At 68.2% G+C, this 21,838-nt stretch carries 20 protein-coding genes and 5 tRNA genes; 6 read left to right on the forward strand and 19 right to left on the reverse strand.

Annotated features, from left to right (window positions below; genetic code table 11):
* Positions 1–79: 79 nt before the first annotated feature.
* Positions 80–1,774 carry a DAK2 domain-containing protein gene (locus tag NBG84_RS32695; RefSeq protein WP_250923308.1) on the reverse strand — a complete coding sequence of 565 codons (1,695 nt, stop codon included), beginning with the start codon at positions 1,772–1,774 and terminating at the stop codon, positions 80–82.
* Between the two features lie 207 nt (positions 1,775–1,981).
* Here NBG84_RS32695 and rpmB point away from each other — a divergent pair, with 207 nt between their 5' ends.
* Positions 1,982–2,167, forward strand: coding sequence for a 50S ribosomal protein L28 (rpmB, locus tag NBG84_RS32700; RefSeq protein ID WP_078877327.1), 186 nt, complete (start codon positions 1,982–1,984; stop codon positions 2,165–2,167).
* A 152-nt stretch (positions 2,168–2,319) separates the two neighbouring features.
* On the opposite strand, the gene thiD is transcribed toward rpmB, so the two are convergent.
* Both thiD and NBG84_RS32710 read right to left on the reverse strand, forming a co-directional pair.
* The gene (gene thiD / locus NBG84_RS32705; protein ID WP_250923309.1) at positions 2,320–3,105 is read right to left on the reverse strand and encodes a bifunctional hydroxymethylpyrimidine kinase/phosphomethylpyrimidine kinase; all 786 of its coding nucleotides are present in this window, start codon (positions 3,103–3,105) and stop codon (positions 2,320–2,322) included.
* Positions 3,102–4,070, reverse strand: coding sequence for a thiamine-phosphate kinase (locus NBG84_RS32710; RefSeq protein WP_250923310.1), 969 nt, complete (start codon positions 4,068–4,070; stop codon positions 3,102–3,104). The genes thiD and NBG84_RS32710 overlap by 4 nt, the downstream gene beginning before the upstream one ends.
* A 338-nt stretch (positions 4,071–4,408) precedes the next feature.
* On the opposite strand from NBG84_RS32710, the gene NBG84_RS32715 reads away from it, so the two are divergent.
* Positions 4,409–4,642: an Lrp/AsnC ligand binding domain-containing protein gene (locus tag NBG84_RS32715; protein ID WP_250923311.1), complete on the forward strand. Its 234-nt coding sequence runs from the start codon at positions 4,409–4,411 to the stop codon at positions 4,640–4,642.
* 509 nt (positions 4,643–5,151) lie between these two features.
* On the opposite strand, the gene NBG84_RS32720 is transcribed toward NBG84_RS32715, so the two are convergent.
* From NBG84_RS32720 to NBG84_RS32730, 3 genes are read right to left on the reverse strand one after another with little or no spacing between them, the layout of a single operon-like run.
* The gene (locus NBG84_RS32720) at positions 5,152–6,324 is read right to left on the reverse strand and encodes a D-alanine--D-alanine ligase family protein (RefSeq protein ID WP_250923312.1); all 1,173 of its coding nucleotides are present in this window, start codon (positions 6,322–6,324) and stop codon (positions 5,152–5,154) included.
* Positions 6,325–6,382: 58 nt separating this feature from the next.
* Positions 6,383–7,393, reverse strand: a complete 1,011-nt coding sequence (locus tag NBG84_RS32725; RefSeq protein ID WP_250923313.1) for an NAD(P)H-dependent glycerol-3-phosphate dehydrogenase — start codon at positions 7,391–7,393, stop codon at positions 6,383–6,385.
* Positions 7,390–8,142: a lysophospholipid acyltransferase family protein gene (locus NBG84_RS32730; RefSeq protein WP_250923314.1), complete on the reverse strand. Its 753-nt coding sequence runs from the start codon at positions 8,140–8,142 to the stop codon at positions 7,390–7,392. Before NBG84_RS32730 ends, NBG84_RS32725 begins: the two co-directional genes overlap by 4 nt.
* 138 nt (positions 8,143–8,280) lie before the next feature.
* Between NBG84_RS32730 and cofC the strand changes: the two genes are divergently transcribed.
* Positions 8,281–8,985: a 2-phospho-L-lactate guanylyltransferase gene (gene cofC / locus NBG84_RS32735; RefSeq protein ID WP_250923315.1), complete on the forward strand. Its 705-nt coding sequence runs from the start codon at positions 8,281–8,283 to the stop codon at positions 8,983–8,985.
* A gap of 239 nt (positions 8,986–9,224) precedes the next feature.
* Positions 9,225–9,428, forward strand: a complete 204-nt coding sequence (locus tag NBG84_RS32740; protein WP_250923316.1) for a hypothetical protein — start codon at positions 9,225–9,227, stop codon at positions 9,426–9,428.
* Positions 9,429–9,598: 170 nt separating this feature from the next.
* Here the strand turns inward: NBG84_RS32740 and NBG84_RS32745 are convergent, their stop codons facing one another.
* From NBG84_RS32745 to leuC, 4 genes are all read right to left on the reverse strand, one after another.
* Positions 9,599–10,249, reverse strand: a complete 651-nt coding sequence (locus NBG84_RS32745; protein ID WP_250923317.1) for an HU family DNA-binding protein — start codon at positions 10,247–10,249, stop codon at positions 9,599–9,601.
* 152 nt (positions 10,250–10,401) lie between these two features.
* Positions 10,402–10,629 (reverse strand): SCO5555 family protein, encoded by a 228-nt coding sequence (locus tag NBG84_RS32750; RefSeq protein WP_250923318.1) that lies wholly within the window; start codon positions 10,627–10,629, stop codon positions 10,402–10,404.
* A gap of 104 nt (positions 10,630–10,733) precedes the next feature.
* Positions 10,734–11,327: a 3-isopropylmalate dehydratase small subunit gene (gene leuD / locus NBG84_RS32755; protein WP_250923319.1), complete on the reverse strand. Its 594-nt coding sequence runs from the start codon at positions 11,325–11,327 to the stop codon at positions 10,734–10,736.
* Between the two features lie 6 nt (positions 11,328–11,333).
* Positions 11,334–12,770, reverse strand: a complete 1,437-nt coding sequence (gene leuC, locus NBG84_RS32760) for a 3-isopropylmalate dehydratase large subunit (protein WP_250923320.1) — start codon at positions 12,768–12,770, stop codon at positions 11,334–11,336.
* A 142-nt stretch (positions 12,771–12,912) separates the two neighbouring features.
* Between leuC and ndgR the strand changes: the two genes are divergently transcribed.
* Positions 12,913–13,629, forward strand: coding sequence for an IclR family transcriptional regulator NdgR (ndgR, locus tag NBG84_RS32765; RefSeq protein WP_250923321.1), 717 nt, complete (start codon positions 12,913–12,915; stop codon positions 13,627–13,629).
* A 294-nt stretch (positions 13,630–13,923) separates the two neighbouring features.
* Here ndgR and NBG84_RS32770 read toward each other — a convergent pair.
* From NBG84_RS32770 to NBG84_RS32810, 9 genes are all read right to left on the reverse strand, one after another.
* A tRNA-Glu gene (locus NBG84_RS32770) sits at positions 13,924–13,996 on the reverse strand.
* 15 nt (positions 13,997–14,011) lie between these two features.
* Positions 14,012–14,083, reverse strand: a tRNA-Gln gene (locus NBG84_RS32775).
* 16 nt (positions 14,084–14,099) lie between these two features.
* Positions 14,100–14,172, reverse strand: a tRNA-Glu gene (locus NBG84_RS32780).
* Positions 14,173–14,255: 83 nt separating this feature from the next.
* A tRNA-Glu gene (locus tag NBG84_RS32785) sits at positions 14,256–14,328 on the reverse strand.
* 21 nt (positions 14,329–14,349) lie between these two features.
* Positions 14,350–14,421, reverse strand: a tRNA-Gln gene (locus NBG84_RS32790).
* Positions 14,422–14,509: 88 nt separating this feature from the next.
* Positions 14,510–15,229, reverse strand: a complete 720-nt coding sequence (locus tag NBG84_RS32795) for an HAD family hydrolase (RefSeq protein WP_250923322.1) — start codon at positions 15,227–15,229, stop codon at positions 14,510–14,512.
* A 111-nt stretch (positions 15,230–15,340) separates the two neighbouring features.
* The gene (gene gltX / locus NBG84_RS32800; protein ID WP_250923323.1) at positions 15,341–16,816 is read right to left on the reverse strand and encodes a glutamate--tRNA ligase; all 1,476 of its coding nucleotides are present in this window, start codon (positions 16,814–16,816) and stop codon (positions 15,341–15,343) included.
* The gene (locus NBG84_RS32805) at positions 16,809–17,594 is read right to left on the reverse strand and encodes a fumarylacetoacetate hydrolase family protein (protein WP_250923324.1); all 786 of its coding nucleotides are present in this window, start codon (positions 17,592–17,594) and stop codon (positions 16,809–16,811) included. Before NBG84_RS32805 ends, gltX begins: the two co-directional genes overlap by 8 nt.
* 381 nt (positions 17,595–17,975) lie before the next feature.
* A complete protein-coding gene (locus NBG84_RS32810) occupies positions 17,976–18,146 on the reverse strand; it encodes a hypothetical protein (protein ID WP_250923325.1) in 171 nt (56 codons plus the stop codon).
* 590 nt (positions 18,147–18,736) lie between these two features.
* Between NBG84_RS32810 and NBG84_RS32815 the strand changes: the two genes are divergently transcribed.
* Positions 18,737–21,838, forward strand: a 3,102-nt coding sequence (locus NBG84_RS32815) for a nitrate- and nitrite sensing domain-containing protein (RefSeq protein ID WP_250923326.1), incomplete at its 3' end; no start/stop codon positions are given.

The raw sequence follows: 21,838 nt of genomic DNA on the forward strand, positions 1-21,838 counted from the left end.
AACCCCCCACCCCCGGTGAGAACAACCAACACAGGAGCACCCAACCCAGGCACCCACCCCCAGGCACAAGCCGAAGGCCCTACTCCACACCGATGAGGAGGGGCGTCGACCCCCTCCCGCCCTGGTAGACGACGGTGTCCACCGCCAGGTACGCCTCGCGGACGTGGCGTTCCAGCAGGGCGCCCACTTCGGTGGCGTGGGGCACGTCCTGGCCGAGGATCAGGGTGACCAGTTCGCCGCCTGCGGCGAGCATCCGGTCGAGTACGGCTGTCGCCGTGGCTGTCACGTCCGTGCCGATCACCGCCACATCGCCGTCTATCAGACCCAGTACATCTCCTGCCTGGCACACCCCGGCAGAGGTCCATGACTGCCGTTCGGCGACCGCCAGTTCGGCGTAGCGAGTGGCTCCCGCTGCCGCGGTCATGGCTACGACGTCTTCGTCGAAGCGCCTGTCCGGCTCGTGGACCGCTAGGGCAGCGATGCCCTGGACGGCTGCGCGGGTGGGGATCAGGGCGACCCTGATCCCTTCCGTGCGGGCCTGTTCCGCTGCTGCTGCGGCGGTGTGCCGCAGCTCGGCTGAGTTCGGGAGGAGGACCACTTCACGGGCGTGGGCGCGGCGGATCGCTTCGACGAGTTCTCCGCTGGCCGGGGGCTCTCCCGGGCGGGCCAGTACCGTCGTGGCGCCGGCGTCCCCGCACAACTCGGCCAGGCCCTCCCCGGGGAGGACGACGACGACCGCGCGTTGCGCGCGCTCCTCCGGCGATGTGCCTTCCGGGGCGCGGTCGGCAGCCGTGGCGAAGTGGGTGATCCGAATCCGATAGGGCCGGCCGGCCTCCACCCCGGCTTCTACCGCGGCTCCGGCGTCGTCGACATGGACGTGCACGTTCCACAGCCCGTCCCCGCCGACGACGACGAGCGAGTCCCCCAGGGCGTCGAGCCGTCTCCGAAGGCGTGCCACCGCGGTGTCCTCCGCCTCCAGGAGGTAGATCACCTCGAAGGCGGGCCCCCCGTCGGCGCACGGTTCCCCGGCCCTCACCGGTGCCATCAGTGGCCGTACGGAGGTCAGTGGGGTGGGCGTCTCACCGGAGAGGGCCTTGACCAGTTGGCCCAGGACCGTCAGCAGTCCCTGTCCCCCCGCGTCGACGACTCCGGCCCGGCCGAGGACCGCGAGCTGTCCCGGGGTGGCCGCCAGCGCGGTCTTCGCCCCCTCGTACGCGGCTCGGGCCGCGGCAGCGGCGTCGGCCGGGGGCTGTGCGTCCTTGGCTGCTTCGGCGGCTGCCGTGGCCACGGTGAGGATCGTCCCCTCCACGGGGTGGGCGACGGCTTCCCTGGCGAGTACGGCGGCGCGATCGAGCGCGCGGGGCAGATCGTCGCCGTCGGCGATCCGCTCGGCCATCCCGCGCAGGAGCTGCGCGAGGATCGTTCCGGAGTTCCCGCGTGCGCCGATGAGCGCGCCGTGGGCCATGGACCGCACGACATCGGCCACCGCGGGCGCGTCGGCCCCTACGGCTCCGATGTCATGCGCGGCGAATTCATGTGCGGCGAAGACTGCCTCGACGGCCTGGGCGGCCGACTCCACGGTGAGATACAGATTGGTTCCGGTGTCACCGTCCGCGATGGGATAGACGTTGATCGCGTCGATCGCTTCCCGTTCCTGTCCCAGCGCCTCCAGCGCCAGGGCGCACCAGATCCGCACCGCTGTGGCGTCGAGGTTCTGCGGCACCTGGTGATCCTCCTTGGCAAGCCGGAAAAGGCCGTGGGCGGCGGGTCGCATCGCAGGGTAGACCGGGTGCGGAGGCGATGGGCTGAGTGGGGGGCGGCCAAAGCCATGGTAGTTTCGTACTCCCGACGCAGTCGTTGTATGCTGCTTCGGTTGCCCGATGAAAATCGGGCGGTTCCCCGGCAAAGCCACCAATCAGCTCACTGATTTCCGGCACGCCGGAATTCACTGTAAGTGCACCTGAAGTCTTTGGAGTGACCCGTGGCTGCCAACTGCGACGTCTGCGGCAAGGGGCCGGGCTTCGGCAACAGCATTTCCCACTCGCACCGCCGTACGTCTCGTCGCTGGAACCCGAACATCCAGCGCGTGCGTGCCGTGGTCGGTCGGACGCCGAAGCGGCTCAACGTCTGCACCTCGTGCATCAAGGCCGGCAAGGTCTCGCGCTAATCGCGACGGTGACGTCGTAGCGCAGCCCCTGCGGTTGCCTTGAAAGCCGGTCCACCTCTGGTGGGCCGGCTTTTCGCTGTCCGCGCTCGTCCGGATTCGGGTGGGTCCTGTCCTGGGCGCCCCTGGCGGGAGCGTGCTGCCCCGGGGCTCCGCTAGCGAAAGCGCCAGCCGTGGTCGACGGGGCCTATCCCCTGCCCCAGGGCGAACCCCGCCGCTATGGCCCCCGTCACATACTCCTTGCCCGCTGCCACTGCCTCGGGCACCGTCAGCCCCTTGGCCAACCCGGCGGCCACCGCCGAGGCGAGGGTGCAGCCCGTGCCGTGGGTGTGCCGGTTGTCCAGTCGGGGTGCGCGGAACCAGTGGTTCTCCGTGCCGTCGGTGAGGAGGTCCACCGCGTCGCCCGCCAGATGACCGCCCTTGATCAACGCCCAGCGGGGCCCCAGGGCGAGTATCGCTTCGGCGGCTCGCTGGAGCCCCCGTTCATCGGTGGCCTCGACGCCGGTCAGCTGCGCCACCTCGTCCAGATTGGGGGTGGCCACGGTCGCGGTGGGCAACAGCGCCTTCCGTACGGAGTCGAGGGCCGATGCCGCCAGGAGGGAGTCACCGTGCTTGGAGACTCCCACGGGGTCGACCACCACCGGTGCCGGGGTCTTCGCGAGCAGTTCGGCAACGGTCTCCACCAGCACCGCGGAAGCCAACATCCCCGTCTTGACGGCCTGGACACCGATATCGTCGACGACACTGCGGTACTGCGCCCGCACCGCCTCCACCGGCAGTTCCCAGTAGCCCTGCACCCCCAGCGAGTTCTGGGCGGTGACGGCCGCGATGACGCTCATGCCATGGGTGCGAAGCGCCAGCATGGTCTTGAGGTCCGCCTGGATACCGGCGCCACCGCCCGAGTCCGATCCCGCCACCGTGAGCACATTCGGCAGGTTCATCGCCCGCCCCCGGAGCCGAAGTGGTCCCAGCCGCCATTGCTGTGCCAGGGTGCCCCGTCCACTGTGACCTGCGGTTGCGCCGAGGCACCGACCACCTCGCCGATCACCTTCCAGCGGGCGGGTAGTTTCACGTCCGGGGGGAAGGTCGCCAAGATCGCATGGTCCTCTCCCCCGGTCAGCACCCACTGGAGGGGGTCGACACCTACGGCTTGTCCGATGTCGTTCATCTGGCTGGGGATGTCGATGGCACCCGAGCGCAGATCGATGCGGACCTTGCTCGCCTCCGCGATATGCCCGAGATCCGCGACGAGACCATCGCTGATGTCGCACATCGCGGTGGCGCCGAGCCCGGCGGCGGCGGGGCCGGCGTGGTACGGCGGTTCGGGGCGGCGATGAGCCTCGACGAAGGCGCGCGGTGAGCGGAAACCACGGGAGAGCACCGCGTGTCCGGCGGCCGACCAGCCGAGCCAGCCGGTGTACGCGACCACATCGCCCGGCCGTGCTCCGGATCGGGTCACCGGTTCGAGGTTGCGCAGATCACCGAGGGCGGTGATGGCAAGGGTGATCACCTCACCCCGCACCACATCACCACCGACCACCGCCGCACCCGCGACCTGACACTCATCCCGGATGCCGTCCATCAGCTCGGTGGCCCAGGTGACCGGGAGCTCGGCCGGCACGACCAGACCGAGCAGCAGTGAGGTGGGGACCGCGCCCATGGCGGCGATATCGGCCAGATTCTGTGCGGCGGCCTTGCGCCCCACGTCGTACGCCGTTGACCAGTCCCGGCGAAAGTGCCGCCCTTCCAGGAGGATGTCCGTGCTCGCCACGACCCTGCGGTCGGGTGCGGCCACGACCGCGGCGTCATCGCCGGGCCCCAGCCGCACCGCGGGGGTGGACGTGAGCCGGGAGGTGAGCTCCCTGATGAGCCCAAACTCTCCCAGCTCGCCCACAGTGCCCTTCACCCGAGTCTCACCTCTCCGTCGTCCCGCCGGAGCGTCCGGCGAAACCCCGTCCGGGCCGGTCTTTCGGCCCGGAAGAACCCGCCCCACCGGGACCACCCGGTGAAGCCGGGGACCCGCGCGCGCGAGTCATCCGCTTGCGGTCGCGGGGCAGATACGCCATCGGTACCGTCAAGGGATACGTCAACTTCTGCTGTGCGCACGCCACGCTGCGGACGCCACCCGGCGCGCAGGTCTCCCCGCGGCCCACGGCGACGCGATACCGTGGCGTCCCTTTCTCTCCCCTGAGGTCTCCCCACCGACGGTAGGGGAAATGATCCTCGGGCCGCCCTGGAGGTTCCGTGGTACAGGCGTACATCCTGATTCAGACCGAAGTGGGCAAGGCGTCGATCGTCGCCGAGGCCATCGGAAAGCTTCAGGGAGTGATTCAGGCCGAGGACGTAACCGGCCCCTATGACGTGATTGTGCGCGCCCAGGCAGATACGGTCGACGCCCTCGGGCGCCTGGTGGTCGCCAAGGTCCAGCAAGTGGAGGGCATCACCCGCACCCTGACCTGTCCGGTCGTGCACCTGTAGCCCCCGTCTACGCCTGGCCGGTGACAGCTGTCAGCCGGTCCGCTCTGATCTTCGACTCAGTGGCGCCGCCCGCTACCGCGAGCTGCTCCACCTCGGACGCCGCAACGATCGTCACGGTTCCCAGTCCTCCGTCCAACAAGCGGCTCGCTGCACCGCCCTCACCGAGGAACTCCCACGGGTGGGCGGTGGGCAGGGCCGTACCGATCCGGAGAATCGTCCGAACCGACCACCAGGGTGACGCCGCGATCGTACTGCGCTGCGGCGTCACTGAACGGACGAAGACGGGCGACGCTCAACTCCAGGTGGCTGAGGTGGAGGGAGTCGACCGGCTCCTGAACGGCGGCGGGGCAGCGGCTGCTTCACCGCGATCGGCCGTACGACCGCACTCCAGATGACGGTGGACGAGCGGTTCGCCGTCGCTCAGCAGAGGTGACACAGCTTGCCGAGTGGCCGGCACGGTCCTTGAGGACACCGTGCCGGCCACCATCCGACGTTCCCTGGGTGTGGGGTCAGCGCAGTCCGGTCGAGCGCCGCAACGCTGCTTGGATCAGCCGATCCACCAACTCCTGGTAGCCGACCCCGCTCTCCTGCCACATCCGCGGATACATCGAGATCGGGGTGAAGCCCGGCATTGTGTTGATCTCGTTGATGACGAACTCGCCGTCCTCGGTGAGGAAGAAGTCGGCGCGTACGAGGCCCTCGCAGGACACCGCGTCGAAGGCGGCGACTGCCAGCCGCTGCACCTCGGCCGTCTGCGCTTCGGTCAGCGGCGCGGGCACGATCCCCTCCGCCGAGTCGATGTACTTGGCCTCGAAGTCGTAGAAGGCATGGGACTGGGCCGGCGGGATCTCGGCCGGAACGCTGGCGCGCGGGCCGTCCTCGAACTCCAACACCCCGCACTCGATCTCCCGGCCGCGCAGCAGCGCCTCAACCAGGATCTTGGGGTCGTGGCGCTGTGCCTCCTCGATGGCTTCATCGAGCCCGGAGAGGTCGTCGACCTTGGTGATGCCGATCGAGGATCCGGCCCGGGCCGGCTTGATGAACAGCGGCCAGCCGTGCTCACCCACGAAGTCGACGATCTTCTTTCGGGCGGCAGCCGCGTCCAGCTCCCATTCGCGGGGTCGGATCACCACATAGGGGCCGACGGGCAGACCGAAGGAGATGAAGACCCGCTTCATGTACTCCTTGTCCTGGCCCACGGCCGAGGCAAGCACCCCGGAGCCGACATAGGGCACACCGGAGAGCTCCAGCAGCCCCTGGATCGTGCCGTCCTCGCCGTACGGGCCGTGCAGTACGGGGAAGACCACATCGACCTCACCGAGCGCTTTGGGCACCGCGCCCGGCTCGGTGTAGAGGACCTCGCGGTTGCCCGGGTCGACGGAGAGCGTCACCTGGCCCTCGATGGACTCGGCGAGTTGCTCGACATCCGGCGTACGGCGATCCGTGATCGCCATCCGTTCGGGCTCATCGGCGGTGAGCACCCACCGACCGTCCGAGGTGATGCCGATGGGCAGGACCTCGTACTGGGAACGGTCGACGGCGCTCAGCACCGCACCGGCGGTGACCATGGAGATGCCGTGTTCGGAGCTGCGACCGCCAAAGACGACCGCGACACGCGGCTTACGGAGCGGCTGCTCAGGGCGCTGCTCCTCAGGGCTCTGGGGGAGGTTCTCAGTGCTCATATCGGCTTGAGCGTACCTGCTGGGTACCCGGGAGTCAGCGCCGCTGCGGCCAGCCGGGTCAGCGTCGTTCGGGCTTGGCGCTGCGGGACATCAGCTCCCTGAGCGCGACCACGGTCGGCTTGCCGTCATGGACGATGTCCACCACGGTCTCCGTGATCGGCATGTCGACACCGTGCCTGCGGGCCAGATCGAGCACCGACTCACACGACTTGACGCCCTCGGCGGTCTGCTTGGTGACCGCGATGGTCTCCTGAAGGGTCATGCCCTTGCCGAGGTTCACACCGAAGGTGTGGTTGCGCGAGAGCGGCGATGAGCAGGTGGCGACCAGATCGCCGAGACCCGCGAGCCCGGAGAAGGTCAGTGGGTCCGCCCCCATGGCCAGACCGAGCCGGGTGGTCTCGGCAAGCCCACGGGTGATCAGCGAGCCCTTGGCGTTGTCTCCCAGACCCATACCGTCCGCGATGCCAACGGCGAGACCGATCACGTTCTTCACCGCACCGCCGAGTTCACAACCCACCACATCGGTGTTGGTGTACGGGCGGAAGTACTGGGTGTGGCAGGCCGACTGGAGCCGCCTGGCGACGGCCTCATCGCGACATGCGACAACGGAGGCAGCGGGTCGGCGTTGGGCGATCTCCTTGGCCAAGTTGGGCCCGGTGACCACGGCGACGCGGTCGGCGGGGACACCGGCGACGTCTTCGATGACCTCACTCATCCGCTTGGCGGTGCCGAGTTCGACGCCCTTCATCAAGGACACCAGGATCGTGTCCGCGCCCAGCTTGGGCGCCCAGTCGGCGAGATTTCCCCGCAGGGTCTGGGAGGGCACGGCGAGTACGGCGAAGTCGGCGCCGCGCAGCGCCTCTGCCGGGTCGGTGGTGGCCGACACGGAGGACGGCAGCTCGATTCCCGGCAGGTAGTCGGGGTTGGTTCGGGTGGTGTTGATGGCATCCGCGAGCTCCGCACGGCGACCCCAGAGGGTCACTTCACAACCCGCGTCCGCGAGCACCATGCCGAAGGCCGTTCCCCAGGAGCCCGTTCCAAAGACGGCTGCCTTCGCCGGGTGTGTCACATCGTTCCTTCCCCTGCGGCCTTGCGCCGCTGTTCTGCACGAGCCGTGCGATGGTCAAACGGCTCGGTCGGTGCCTTTTCGCCACGTACCTCTTCGAGGAGCGTGAGGATGTCGGCCATGATCGCTTCGGTCACTTCGCGCAGTACCTCGGGTGTGGGTTCCTGATCGTAGAACCTGGTGAGGTCGACGGGTGGTCCCGCCTGCACAATCAGGGTCTTTCGGGGAAAGAGTCGCAGTCGCTGCTCACGGGCGTAGGGGGGCATGGCGAGGTTGGCTCCCCACTGGGCGACGGGGACGACCGGCGCCCTGGTCATCAGCGCTACCCGGGCGGCACCGGTCTTGCCCGCCATGGGCCACATCTCGGGGTCGCGCGTGAGCGTGCCCTCCGGATAGAACGCCACGCATTCGCCCTGTTCGATGGCGGCAACAGCGGCACGAAAGGCGTCCAGGGCCACGGTGGTCTCACGGTAGACGGGAATCTGCCGGGTGCCACGGAGCATCATGCCGACGAAGGAACCTTGGAAGAGGGCGGCCTTCGCAAGAAATCGCGGCACTCGTCCGGTGTTGTACTGGAAGTGGGCGTAGGAAAGAGGATCGAGATACGAGTTGTGATTGACCGCGGTAATGAATCCGCCATCGGCCGGAATGTGTTCCATTCCCCGCCAGTCCCGTTTGAACAGAACCACTAGCGGCGGTTTGGCGATGACCGCCGCAAGGCGGTACCAGAAGCCGATTCTGCGGCGGGACACTCGTACACCCTTCGTCTCTGGCCGGCGTTTGCCCGGATGCCGGGGGTCAAGTGTCGCCCTAGGCCCCCGGTCTGTCGAGGACACCGTACGCCTCGGTCACCGGACCAGCCCTCCGGATCAGTGCCCTGACGGGCCACAATGGGAAGTGGAAAGAACCCTGCGCGCTTGGACGGAGAGCCGGCCACGAACACCGACCCGACGGCACCCTGGTCCCTGGTGATCCCACTGAAACCGCTCGTACTGGCGAAGAGCCGCCTTGCCGAGCGCGCCGGTGACCTGCTGCGACCGCAGTTGGCGCTGGCGTTCGCCCAGGACACCGTGGCGGCCGCGCTGGCGTGCCCTGCGATCCGGAATGTGGCTGTTGTCACGGACGATCCCTTGGCCAGTGTCCAGCTGGCGGGGCTGGGCGCGCATATCGTTCCCGATCTGCCGGCGGCCGGGCTCAATGCCGCACTGACGCATGGCGCCCAGCAGGTGCGCCTATCCCATCCCAGGGCCGCGGTAGCCGCACTCAATGCGGATCTGCCCGCACTACGGCCGGATGAATTGGCCCGCGTACTGGATTTTGCCACCGGATTTCCGCGGGCCTTTCTCGCGGATGCGGCGGGTGTGGGGACGACATTGCTGGCAGCGGGCCCCGGGGTGGAATTGAGGCCAATTTTCGGCGGGCCCTCCCGTAGCCGTCATTCTGCGTCAGGGGCAGTGGAAATTCCGCTGACCGGCGTTGATTCGGTGCGGCAGGACGTGGATACCGGCCAGGACCTCGCCGTCGCCCTCACCCTGGGCGTGGGCCCTCGTACCAGTGAGCGGCTCGCCGCTGAGACGCGCGCCGCGGGCGGTTAGGACGATTTCCCGGGCTCTCGGATTCCAGGGATTCCCCATACGACCAGAGCGCCCCGGCCTGGCGCAGGGATCGCTATCGGGGAGCTCCGCCCAGGAGGTTCCGTTTGTAGCGGCGCCAGGCGGCGGCAGACGGGCTCCAGACGGGGCTGGGCCGCGTCGGACCGGGTCGTGAGGGCCCCACGGCCCCTGGGCGTCGCCGTCCCCGCGGAGCCCAGCGCACAGGGCATAGGCTGACCACCATGCAGGCGACTTCGTACACGTACGACCCCGAGACCCGCAGCGGAAGCGTGCTGCTCGACGACGGCACCCCGATGGAGTTCGATGCCTCGGCCTTCGACGCCGGCGGCCTGCGGTTGCTGCGATCGGGTCAGCGGGTCCGTATCGAGACCTCGGGCAACGGCACGGACCGCCGCATCACCCTGATAACGCTCCAGACGTTCTAGTCCACAGCACAGCGGCAGCCACCGGCGGCCGTACCGCTTCCGCACTGCCGTTCTCCCGCTGCGGGCGTCGATGACCCCATCGCTGGCGGAGCGCGGTCGCTGGACATGCCGCGGGCCGGGCTCCCCGAAAGGAGCCCGGCCCGACGCGTGAGCGGCCCTGAGCGTGCCGCCTACCTCTTTCTGGCAGTAGCCGTCTTCTTGGCGGTGGTGGAACGGGCCGTCGCCTTCTTGGCGGGAGCCTTCTTCGCCGTGGCCTTCTTCGCCGGTGCGGTCTTCTTCGCGGTGGCCTTCTTGGCGGTGGTCTTGGCCGGTGTCGCCTTCTTGGCCGCGGCCGTCTTCGCCGTGGTGGCCTTCTTGGCGGTGGTCTTGGCCGGTGTCGCCTTCTTGGCGACCGTCTTCCGCGCGGTCGTCGCCCTCTTCGCGGCGGTCTTCTTCGCGGTGGCCTTCTTGGCAGCGGCCTTGGTGGTCGTCCGGGTGGAAGCACCGCCCGACAGGCTGCCCTTGGGTGCCTTCTTGACCGAGACCTCGCCACCACGCGGCAGCTTCTTCGAGCCGCTGACCAGGTCCTTGAAGCCCTGGCCTGCGCGGAAGCGCGGTACCGAGGTCTTCTTGACCCGGACCCGCTCACCCGTCTGCGGGTTGCGGGCGTAGCGGGCTGGACGGTCGACCTTCTCGAACGATCCGAAGCCGGTGACCGAAACTCGGTCTCCGGCGACAACCGCGCGGACAATCGCGTCAAGCACCGCGTCGACAGCGTCTGCGGCCTGCTGACGGCCGCCGACCTTGTCGGCAATCGCTTCTACGAGCTGCGCCTTGTTCACGTCTTCCCCTTCGGAGACATTGCCAGAACGAATGCGTCCAGGCTTTTTCGCACGTTAGGCAGATATATACCGCAAATCAAACACGAAACGGTCTAATCACCCTAGTGCCGCAACGAAGTCGACTACGGAGTGGGTCGCCACGGTGTTGGATGTCAGTCGCTTTCAGGGAATCGGCCCTCATCGAGGTCCTTCATCAAGCGGTCCAGACGCCGTGCCGCATCCGGGAGATCGTGCTTCGCCGCTGCTGTCACAACCAGCAGCTTCCGGGACAGCGCCTTCCTTACGCCCTCCGGGACTTGCAGTTCACGCACTCGTGTGTGCGCCTCCTTCAATTGGGCCGCGAGCTCGCCATAGAGCTTGAGTTGGTTGTCGCGTCCCATGCACCGATTGTGCCATCTGGGGCGAGTTGTCGCCCGGCAGGGTCTCAACAGACGACTGCGCCCCCCACCGGACGGTGGGGGGCGCAGTTGGGGAAAAGCGCTGATCAGACCTGTAGAGTGCGCGGTTTGAAGGTGGGGCGAGCGCCTTCGTAAGCCGCGATGTCCGCTTCGTTCTGAAGGGTGAGGCCGATGTCATCCAGCCCATTCAGCAGCCGCCAGCGGGCGTTCTCGTCGAGCTCGAAAGCAACGGTGAGGCCCTCGGCCCGAACCTCACGCGCCTCCAGGTCGACCGTGACCTCGACCGTGGGATCGGCCTCGGTCAGCTTCCAGATGCTCTCCACCGCTTCCTGCGGCAGAACCACGGTCAGCAGACCGTTCTTGAGGGAGTTGCCACGGAAGATGTCGGCGAACCGGGAGGAGATGACCGTCCTGAAGCCGAAGTTCTGGAGCGCCCAGACGGCGTGCTCCCGAGAGGAGCCGGTACCGAAGTCCGGGCCGGCCACCAGCACCGAGGCCCCCTGCCGCTCGGGCAGGTTGAGCACAAAGGTCTCGTCCTTGCGCCAGGCCTCGAAGAGCCCGTCCTCGAAACCGTCGCGGGTGACCTTCTTCAGCCAGTGCGCGGGGATGATCTGGTCGGTGTCCACATTGCTGCGGCGCAGCGGAACGGCCCGGCCGGTGTGGGTGATGAATGCTTCCATGATTCCTCAGACTCCCGCGGTGGCGGCGGCTGCGTCAGCCTGGTCGGACAGATCGGCCGGGGAGGCCAGATGGCCCAGTACCGCGGTGGCGGCGGCGACCTGCGGCGAGACGAGATGGGTACGTCCGCCCTTGCCCTGCCGGCCTTCGAAGTTGCGGTTGGAGGTGGATGCGGAGCGCTCACCAGGGGCCAGTTGGTCCGGGTTCATCCCCAGACACATCGAGCAGCCGGCGTGCCGCCATTCGGCACCGGACTCGGTGAAGACCTTGTCCAGCCCCTCCTCGATGGCCTGCAGCGCGACCCGTACCGAGCCGGGGACCACCAGCATCCGTACGCCATCGGCAACTTTGCGGCCGCCCAGGATGGAGGCCGCCGAGCGCAGGTCTTCGATGCGGCCGTTGGTGCAGGAACCTACGAAGACGGTGTCGACCTTGATCTGGCGCAGCGGCTGGCCGGCGCTCAACCCCATGTATTCCAGGGCCTTTTCAGCGGCGAGCCGCTCCGAAGCATCCTCGTACGAAGCCGGGTCGGGGACGTTGGAGGACAGCGGCGCACCCTGGCCGGGGTTGGTGCCCCAGGTGACGAACGGCGCCAGCTCGGTGGCGTCGATGACAACCTCGGCATCGAAGACCGCGTCGTCATCGGTGCGCAGCGTCTTCCAGTACTCCACCGCGGCGTCCCAGTCCTCGCCCTCGGGGGCGTGGTCACGGCCGCGCAGATACTCGAAGGTGACCTGGTCGGGGGCGATCATGCCGGCGCGGGCGCCCGCCTCGATCGACATGTTGCAGATGGTCATCCGCGCCTCCATCGAGAGCTTCTCGATGGCCGGGCCGCGGTACTCCAGGATGTAGCCCTGGCCGCCGCCGGTACCGATCCGGGCGATGATCGCCAGAATGAGGTCCTTGGCGGTGACTTCCTCGGGCAGTTCGCCGTCGATGGTGATCGCCATGGTCTTGGGGCGGGCCAGCGGCAGCGTCTGGGTCGCCAGCACATGCTCGACCTGGGAGGTGCCGATGCCGAAGGCGAGCGCGCCGAAGGCGCCGTGGGTGGAGGTGTGCGAGTCGCCACAGACCACCGTGGTGCCGGGCTGGGTCAGTCCCAGCTGGGGTCCCACAACATGGACAACGCCCTGCTCGACATCGCCCAGCGGGTGCAGTCGTACGCCGAACTCCGCACAGTTCTTGCGCAGGGTCTCCAACTGGATTCGGGAGACCGGGTCGGCGATCGGCTTGTCGATGTCGATGGTGGGGGTGTTGTGGTCCTCAGTGGCGATGGTGAGGTCGAGGCGACGCACCCGCCGACCACCGAGGCGCAGCCCGTCGAAAGCCTGGGGGCTGGTCACCTCGTGGAGCAGATGCAGATCGATGTAGAGCAGATCGGGCTCGCCCTCAGCGCGCCGGACGACATGATCGTCCCAGACCTTCTCCGCGAGTGTCCTACCCATCGCTTTCCCTCCGGCCGGCCACGATGCCGGCACCACTAGAGATCGTGTCGCAGACCCGTTGTCGCGGGCCGCCTCTACAGACTGGCGGGTTCCCGGCGAAATTGAACTTGCGTTTCACAGTGTGAGACGCGAATATCGTTGCATGGACAACTCTAGCGGCGTCGGCGTTCTCGACAAGGCAGCTCTGGTACTGAGCGCACTGGAGTCCGGTCCGGCCACCCTCGCCGGGCTGGTCGCGGCGACAGGGCTCGCACGACCCACGGCCCATCGACTGGCCGTGGCACTGGAACACCACCGGATGGTGGCGAGGGACATGCAGGGCCGCTTCATTCTGGGCCCCCGACTGTCGGAGCTGTCCGCGGCGGCGGGCGAGGACCGTCTGCTGGCCACGGCGGGGCCGGTGCTGACACATCTGCGTGATGTGACCGGAGAGAGCGCACAGCTGTATCGCCGCCAGGGCGACATGCGGATCTGTGTGGCCGCGGCCGAGCGACTGTCCGGGTTGCGGGACACGGTTCCGGTCGGCTCGACACTGACCATGAAGGCCGGTTCGTCCGCGCAGATCCTGATGGCCTGGGAGGAGCCGGAGCGGCTGCACCGGGGCCTTCAGGGCGCCCGCTTCACCGCTACCGCCCTCTCGGGCGTACGGCGCCGGGGTTGGGCCCAGTCGATCGGCGAGCGCGAGCCAGGTGTGGCCTCGGTCTCAGCGCCGGTGCGCGGCCCGTCCAACCGGGTGGTCGCCGCGGTGTCGGTGTCAGGACCGATCGAGCGGCTGACCCGGCATCCGGGCCGGATGCACGCCCAGGCGGTCATCGACTCAGCCGCCCGCCTGAGCGAGGCGCTGCGTCGCAACGGCTGACCCCGGTCGGCAGGAACTCCCCAGACCGGGGCATGAGTTGAGGACAAGTCAACTCCAGCCCGAGGACGGGGAGTTCTTCGGACCGCGGCAGGCCCCCGGGACTCCGGCTCGGCAACGACGCCACAGCTCAGGCCACTTCACCCGGGCGCTGACCATCGAGGCACGATCCATCGAGCACGCGGAACCCGGCCGCCCTCCGGCAGCGCCAGAGGCAGTTCCCTCCCCATGCGGGACGATGTCGTACGGAACAGCGGAGAAGCCCCCCGCATTGCTGCGAAGGGCTTCTCCCTCACGTACCCCCGACCGGATTCGAACCGGCGCTACCGCCTTGAGAGGGCGGCGTGCTAGGCCGCTACACAACGGGGGCAAGATCTTTGATCTGCTGGCCTACCAGGACTCGAACCTAGACTAACTGAACCAGAATCAGTCGTGCTGCCAATTACACCATAGGCCATGGTGATTTCATGCAGTACCCCCGACCGGATTCGAACCGGCGCTACCGCCTTGAGAGGGCGGCGTGCTAGGCCGCTACACAACGGGGGCCCTAGCGATCCCACCCGGCGAAGCCGGGTGATGTCACTGCGCGATCATCGGGAGCGACCCAGATGATCAGCAGGATGGATCTGTACCCCCGACCGGATTCGAACCGGCGCTACTGCCTTGAGAGGGCAGCGTGCTAGGCCGCTACACAACGGGGGCTTTGCAGATAAGCTCTGCGAGCTGGCCTACCAGGACTCGAACCTAGACTAACTGAACCAGAATCAGTCGTGCTGCCAATTACACCATAGGCCATCAAAACGCAACCCCCTACCGGGGGCTTCATTGAGCTTGCGCTTTCCGGGCTGACCTTCTGGCCTTGGCGGGCGGCGCAGGAAGAACATTACCTGAAGGAGAGCGGCGCTCCAAAACGGGTATCGCCCTGCAACAGGGCGGGAAGCTGGTCGAGTGCGGTGATCCGGATCAGTTCGGGACGGCCGCCGACCCCGGTGCGGTCCAGCCAGACCGCGGGGAGCCCCGCCTCGGCGGCCCCGCGAGCGTCGATATCCGGGTGATCCCCCACATAGAGAACCTCCTCGGGCGGTAGCTCCATGGCCGCACAAGCCGTGTGGAACGCTCTGGCCTCCGGCTTGCTGAAGCCCAGCTCAGCGGCGCAGATCACTATCTCGAACCGGTCGCGGACGCCCAGCACCCGCAGTTTGTGCTCCTGGACGGGGAGCGAGGAGTTGGAGAGCACGCCGTGCCGGTAGTGCGCCAGCAGATCGAGGACGGGAACCACATCGGGGAAGAGGGTCCAGGCGGCCTCGTAGTGGACGATGTAGCGGTCGAACCAGGCATCGGCTTCGAGGTCCGTCAGAGCCGCTTGCCCGGTGAACATCCGTACCCGGTCACGCCGCTGCCCCGGCCAGTCGACCTCCCCGGCTGAGAACCGTGCCCAGTGGATGGCGGTGATCTCCTGCCAACGGCAGAGGGCCTGGTCGGCGGAGTCATATCCGTCGGCCAGGCCCTCTGCCTGCACATGGTGCATGATGCCCAGGCGATCAGCGCTGTAGTAGTCGAAGATCGTGTCGTCCACGTCCCAGAGCACGGCTCGAATCGTCATAATCCAACGCTACCGTCGTCCCGCGCCGCTGGTGGAGTGATTGACGGCCAACCATCAGCCGGCGTGGGCGGACCCCGGTGCCATCGGCCCGGCCCGCAGTGGGCGGTCAGCTCATGCCGTGAGCCTCGCCAGCGCGGCGTCGATGCGCGCCAGGGTCTTCTCCCGGCCCAGGATCTCCAGGGACTCAAACAGCGGTAGCCCCACGGTGCGCCCGGTGACGGCGACCCGGACCGGTGCCTGCGCCTTGCCCAGCTTGAGACCGTGCGCCTCGCCGGCGGCCAGGACCGCTTCCTTGAGCGACTCAGCGCTGGCCCAGTCCGCGGACTGAAGCTTCTCCCGGGCCGTCCGCAGGAGCGCGTCGGAACCCTCCTTCATCGCCTTCGTCCACGATGCCTCGTCCTCAACGGGCTCATCGAGGAAGAGGAAGTCCACATTGGCGGTGATGTCGGAGAGCACGGTGAGTCGGGTCTGCGCGTACGGGGCGATCGCCTCCCAGGCCGCGCGGTCGAACCGCTCCGGTGCCCAGTTGGCGTACGGGGCCTCAAGCCAGGGGCCGCACGCCTCGGTGAACGCCTTGACGTCGAGCCGGCGGATGTGGTCGGCGTTGATCGCCTCGGCCTTCTTGAGGTCGAAGCGGGCCGGGTTGGCGTTGACGTCGGCGATGTCGAACCGCTCGATCAGTTCGGCGACCGAGAAGACGTCCTGGTCGGCCGAGAAGGACCAGCCGAGCAGGGAGAGATAGTTGAGCAGGCCCTCCGGGAGGAACCCGCGCTCCCGGTAGAGGTTCAGGGACGCCTGCGGGTCGCGCTTGGAGAGCTTCTTGTTGCCCTCGCCCATCACATAGGGGAGATGGCCGAACGCGGGGATCTCCTTGGCGACGCCAAGCGCGATCAGCGCCTTGTACAGCGCGATCTGCCGCGGCGTCGAGGAGAGCAGGTCCTCACCGCGCAGTACGTGCGTGATCTCCATCAGCGCGTCGTCGACCGGGTTGACCAGGGTGTACAGCGGAGCGCCGTTGGCCCGGACGATGCCGTAGTCCGGCACGTTCTCCGGGGTGAAGGTCAGCTCGCCGCGCACGAGGTCGGTGAAGACGATCGGCTCGTCGGGCATCCGGAAGCGAACGATCGCCGGGCGGCCCTCGGCCTGGTAGGCCGCGATCTGCTCAGCGGTCAGCTCACGGCAGTGGCCGTCGTAGCCGGAGGGGCGGCCGGCGGCACGCGCCGCATCGCGGCGGGCGTCGAGCTCCTCGGTGGTGCAGTAGCAGTGGTAGGCGTGCCCACCGTCGAGGAGGCGCTGGGCGATGCCCTGGTAGATGTCCATCCGCTGCGACTGCCGGTAGGGGGCGTGCGGACCGCCCACCTCCGGGCCCTCGTCCCAGTCCAGGCCGAGCCAGCGCATCGAGTCGAGCAGTTGCTGGTACGACTCCTCGGAGTCGCGGGCGGCATCGGTGTCCTCGATGCGAAAGACCATGGTGCCGCCGTGGTGCCGGGCGAAGGCCCAGTTGAACAGGGCGGTGCGGACCAGACCCACATGGGGGTTGCCGGTCGGTGAGGGACAGAAACGTACGCGGACGTTCGCGTTAGCCACGCTTGATCACCTTGTTGGTGAGAGTGCCGATGCCTTGGATGGTGACGGCGACTTCGTCGCCGACGCCGAGGGGGCCGACCCCTGCGGGGGTGCCGGTGAGGATCACATCGCCCGGGAGCAGGGTCATCGCCTCGGTGATGTTGATGATCAGGTCCTCGATGGAGTGGATCATCTGGCTGGTGCTGCCGAGCTGGCGCTGCTCGCCGTTGACGGTGCACTGGATCGTGAGATCGGCCGCCTCCTTGAGGCTGATGCCCGTCTCCACCCACGGCCCGAGCGGGCAGGAGCTGTCGAAGCCCTTCGCCCGGGCCCACTGGGCCTCGCGCTTTTGGACATCGCGGGCGGTGACGTCATTGGCGCAGGTGTAGCCGAGGATGACGTCCTGGACGCGCTCACGCGGAACCTCACGGCACATCCGGCCGATGACGACCGCCAACTCGGCTTCGTAGTGCACTTCCTCGGAGAACGAGGGATACATGATGGCGTCGCCGGAGCCGATCACCGAGGTGGACGGCTTGAAGAACGCGAACGGTGCGGCCGGCGCCTCGTGTCCTAGCTCCGCCGCGTGGTCCGCGTAGTTGCGACCGAAGGCGACGACCTTGTTGGGCAGCACGGGCGGCAGCAGCCGTACCTTGCTGAGCGGGACCTTGGTGCCGGAGAGCTCGAAGTCCGTGAAGGGAATGCCCTTGATGATGTCGAGGACGAGTTCCTCAGGACTGTCACCTTCGACCGCGCCGAAGGCGACATTGCCGTCGATGGAGAATCTGGCGATGCGCACGGATGCGGCTGCCCCTCTACTACTGCTGACGCTGCTGAAGCCTGACGGTCCAGGCTAACGCGGTCGCAGGCAGCCTCCTCGCCCACCGCCCCGCAGCGGCTGCGTCCGCCCCGTCGCGACTGCGGCGGGGGCGGGCGCGGCGGCTGCGGAAACAGCACTCCGGCGTACCCCGCGGACGCCGAGCGTACGAAGGGGGACGAGCTGCGGCACAAGGGCGGATCGAGGGGCCCTACCGGGACGGCGCCCCCCGCCAGAGCCAGGAGGCACTCGGGCAGCCATGCCCGCCGCGCCACCGGATCACGGAGGCTGCGGAGACTCCCCCAGGTGGGGGAAGAGGGTGTCCGGCCCGCTGTTGCGCCGCAGCTCCGGAGAGCGCGGCCGCTAGGAGACGGGCGCGTCCATCAGGATCGTACGGCGGGGGTTTGCCGTCTGGGTGGGAAGATCGAGGGAGTGCTCCGGCAGTTCCGGCGTCTGAAGCTGCTCGGCGTCCGTGAGGTGGGCGAGGGTGGTGCGCCGGGGGTTGGCTATGTTGAGGAGCATCATCGTCTTCATCGGTTGTTTTCCGACCTTATCGGCGTATGGCCGCTCAGACGGCGGCGGAAGCGGCTGTCACTACAGAGCACTGATTCTGTAAAGCGCCAGGCTAAACATCTGATTCCCCGGGAAATCCCCGGAAAGCTCAGAAGTTGGGTGTGATTTTCCTCACGATTCGATGGGCAATTCGGCCATTACGGGCCGTTGATCATCTACGAGGAATCGGACATTTAACGGCTGAACCTGCCATTCCACTCCCGATCATGGCGACTGGGACACTCATCAACCTCCTGGGACTCGCAGTAATACGCGCCTTTTGCCCTAGAAATCCTTCTACGGCAGGTGACTCGACACTCACACCGAGTCACCCAGGTCACAGGACGGTACGCGGCCCTTGTTGGAGATCCGGCACTGTGCTGGAATTCCACGCACCGCCGCGGTTTCAGGCCGGCGCGCAGAGGCGCAACGCAGCGCCGAGCGGCGGCGGAGAAGGGGGAGAAGCGCCGGTCACTAACGACCACCAAGCAGGGGCGCTCCGCGCCTCGCAGACGCCGACACCGTCCCGCCGCACCACGGTAGGGACGCCTGGTCCAGAGGTTGCGACGCTAGTGCAGGGACGTTATAAGAGGGATGGCAGCGCTGCGGCTGAACCGGAGCCGCAGGGCGGGACCGACCGCGGCTCCTCGCCCCAGCACACCCAGAACCCGGGTCCGGCGACGCCCGGCGAAAGCAGCGGTTCCGCACGCCCCGGTGCGACTCCCCCGGGACCCGACGTGCCCAAGGCCCCGCCGAATACGAAGGCCACGGCGAAGGGCCCCCATGACACGGGCTCGCGACTGGCGCTGCGCAACTGGCGCATCAGCACCCGGCTCGTCTCCCTGCTCACGCTCCCGGTGGTCGCGGCGACCACCCTGGGCGGGCTGCGGATCAACGAGTCCATGGAGCGGATGCAGCAGCTGGACCAGATGCAGCTGCTCACCAACATGACCCAGGAAGCGACCAGGCTCGCGGTCGCCCTCCAGAGCGAACGCGACCTGACGGCCGGCCCGCTGTCCAGCGGGGTGCAGCCCACCGAATACAAGATCACCAGCGAGCGCAAGAAGACGGACCGGGCCCAGAAAGCCTTCCTCGCCACGACCGGCGACATCGACAACACGGACAACAACCAGTCCATCGAGAGCATCCGTCAGAACGCCAACCACATCGCCAGTCAGGTCCGTGGACTGGCGGAGATCCGCAAAGAGGCCTACGCCGATGGTGCCCCCAAGGCGCTGACGGTCGAGGAGTACCACCAGCTGATCGAGTCGCTGTTGAGCCTCTCCCAGGACATGGCACAGGCGACCAGCAATCCGGAGATGATCAAGCGCACACGGGCGTTGGCCGCCTTCTCGTCGGCCAAGGAATACGCCTCCATGCAGCGCGCCATCATCGCTTCGGCGCTGCCAGGCGACGTCTCGACGACCCCCGACCTCAGTGAGGCCGACCGCCAGTACGGGGCCGCCGCCCTGAAGTCCGGCCGGAGCGAGCTCAGTCGCTTTGAGTCGATCTACACCTCCTTCGGCGGCGACCCCGGGGAGCTGACCGAGCCGCTGGAAAACGGCAACCCGATCATCGGGGCCTCGGAGGTGTACGCGAAGAACGTCCTCAACTACGAGCGGGGGATCAGGCAGCAGGAACCCCGTTCGTACCTGGACTGGACGGACGACTACAGCGTCCGCATCGACATGATGAACAACATCGAGACCACCCTCCTCGGTGAGATGGAGGCCAAGGCGCGTGAGCTGCGCGAGGAGTCCCAGCAGGAAGCGATCCTCAACGGTGCGCTGATCCTGTTCGTCCTCGGTGTCTCCCTCGTCGGCGCCTTCGTGGTGGCTCGTTCCATGATCCGCTCTCTGCGACGGCTCCAGGACACGGCCACCAAGGTCGCGCAGGAACGACTGCCCGAGCTGGTCAAGCACCTCTCGGAGTCGGACCCGCAGGATGTCGACACCTCCGTCGAGTCCGTCGGTGTGCACTCCCGGGATGAAATCGGCAAGGTCGCCGCGGCCTTCGACGACGTGCACCGCGAGGCGGTCCGCCTCGCCGCCGAGCAGGCGCTGCTGCGGGGCAACGTCAACGCGATGTTCACCAACTTGTCCCGCCGCTCACAGGGTCTGATCCAGCGTCAGCTCTCGCTGATCTCCGAACTGGAGTCCCGCGAGGCCGACCCCGACCAGCTGTCCTCCCTCTTCAAACTGGACCACCTCGCGACCCGTATGCGCCGAAACGGCGAGAACCTTCTCGTCCTCGCGGGCGAGGAGCCGGGTCGCCGCTGGACCCGGCCGGTTCCGCTCGTCGATGTGCTGCGCGCCGCGGCCTCCGAGGTGGAGCAGTACGAGCGCATCGAACTCTCCTCGGTCCCCACCTCCCAGGTAGCGGGTCGGGTCGTCAACGACCTCGTCCACCTGCTCGCCGAGCTGCTGGAGAACGCCACCTCGTTCTCCTCTCCGCAGACCAAGGTCCGAGTCACCGGTCACGCCCTCCCCGATGGGCGGGTGCTGGTCGAGATCCACGACACCGGCATCGGCCTCTCACCGGAGGACCTCGCCGCGATCAACGAGCGGCTGGCGTCACCGCCCACCGTGGACGTCTCGGTCTCCCGCCGCATGGGCCTCTTCGTGGTCGGTCGGCTGTCCCTGCGCCACGGCATCCGCATTCAGCTGCGTCCCTCCGACTCCGGTGGTACGACCGCACTGGTCATGCTCCCCGTCGACCTGGCCCAGGGCGGTAAGAAGGCTCCGCTCGCGCCCGGCACGGGACAGGGCGCCATGCCCGGCGCGCCGGTGATCCCCCCGGGTCTCGGTGGCCCGGTCGGCGCTGGAAACACCGGCCGCCCCGGTCTCAACGGACCAGGATCCGGTGGGCCGGGCAAGGGCGGAGCTCCGAGCGGCCCCGGCGCGGGCGCGCCGTCGGGCGGCGGACTGCTCGGCGCCGGTGCGCCTCCACGCGGCCAGGTCGGTGCCGGCGCAAGTGGCGGCCAGCGGGCCGCGCTGCCCAGCCGAGATGGTGGTCCGACCAGGCAGAGCAGTGGCCTCGCCGGGGCGTTCGGCGGCGCGGCAAGCGTGCGCAGCGCCCGCTCCTCGTCAGCTCCCGCCGAGTCCGGTGCGGGTCAGCAGGGCGGCGGTGGCCGGGGGCGGCAGCTGCCGGCCACCGGCGGACCCCGCGCCGAGCTGCCCGGGGGCTCCGGCCCCCAGCAGCGCCCAGGGACCACGAGTTGGGGCAGCGAGCAGTTGTCCGGCGGTCCCAAGGGCCGCGGCGACGGACCGCGCGGCCATGAAGACAGTGAGACCGGGCCCGGCCCCGCGACGGCCGAGTTCACCCGTCCCGACTTCAACGACCAGCCAGGGCTTCCGGGCGCACTGCCTCAGCGGGGGCTTGACGACGCTGGTTCGTCCGGGCAGTTCGTCCGACCGGACGTCTTCGGCCCGCCGGCTGGCGCTGGTGCTTCCGGTCCGCAGGCGCCTTCGGGACCGACCGGGTCGTCCGCGGGGCAGTTCACGCCGCCTCGCGGGGGATCGCGGGCGAAGCCGCAGGACCCGGTGTCCACCGAGCAGTTCCCCCCGATGGACTTCGGGGCGCCCAAGCCCCCCAGCCATTCCTCGACGGGGCAGTTCCCCCACCCGGGGTTCGAGGCACCTCAGCCCCAGGACCCGACCTCCACCGGGCAATTC

It is taken from the genome of Streptomyces albipurpureus, from assembly GCF_023701525.1.
GTDB classification, from domain to species: Bacteria; Actinomycetota; Actinomycetes; order Streptomycetales; family Streptomycetaceae; genus Streptomyces; species Streptomyces albipurpureus.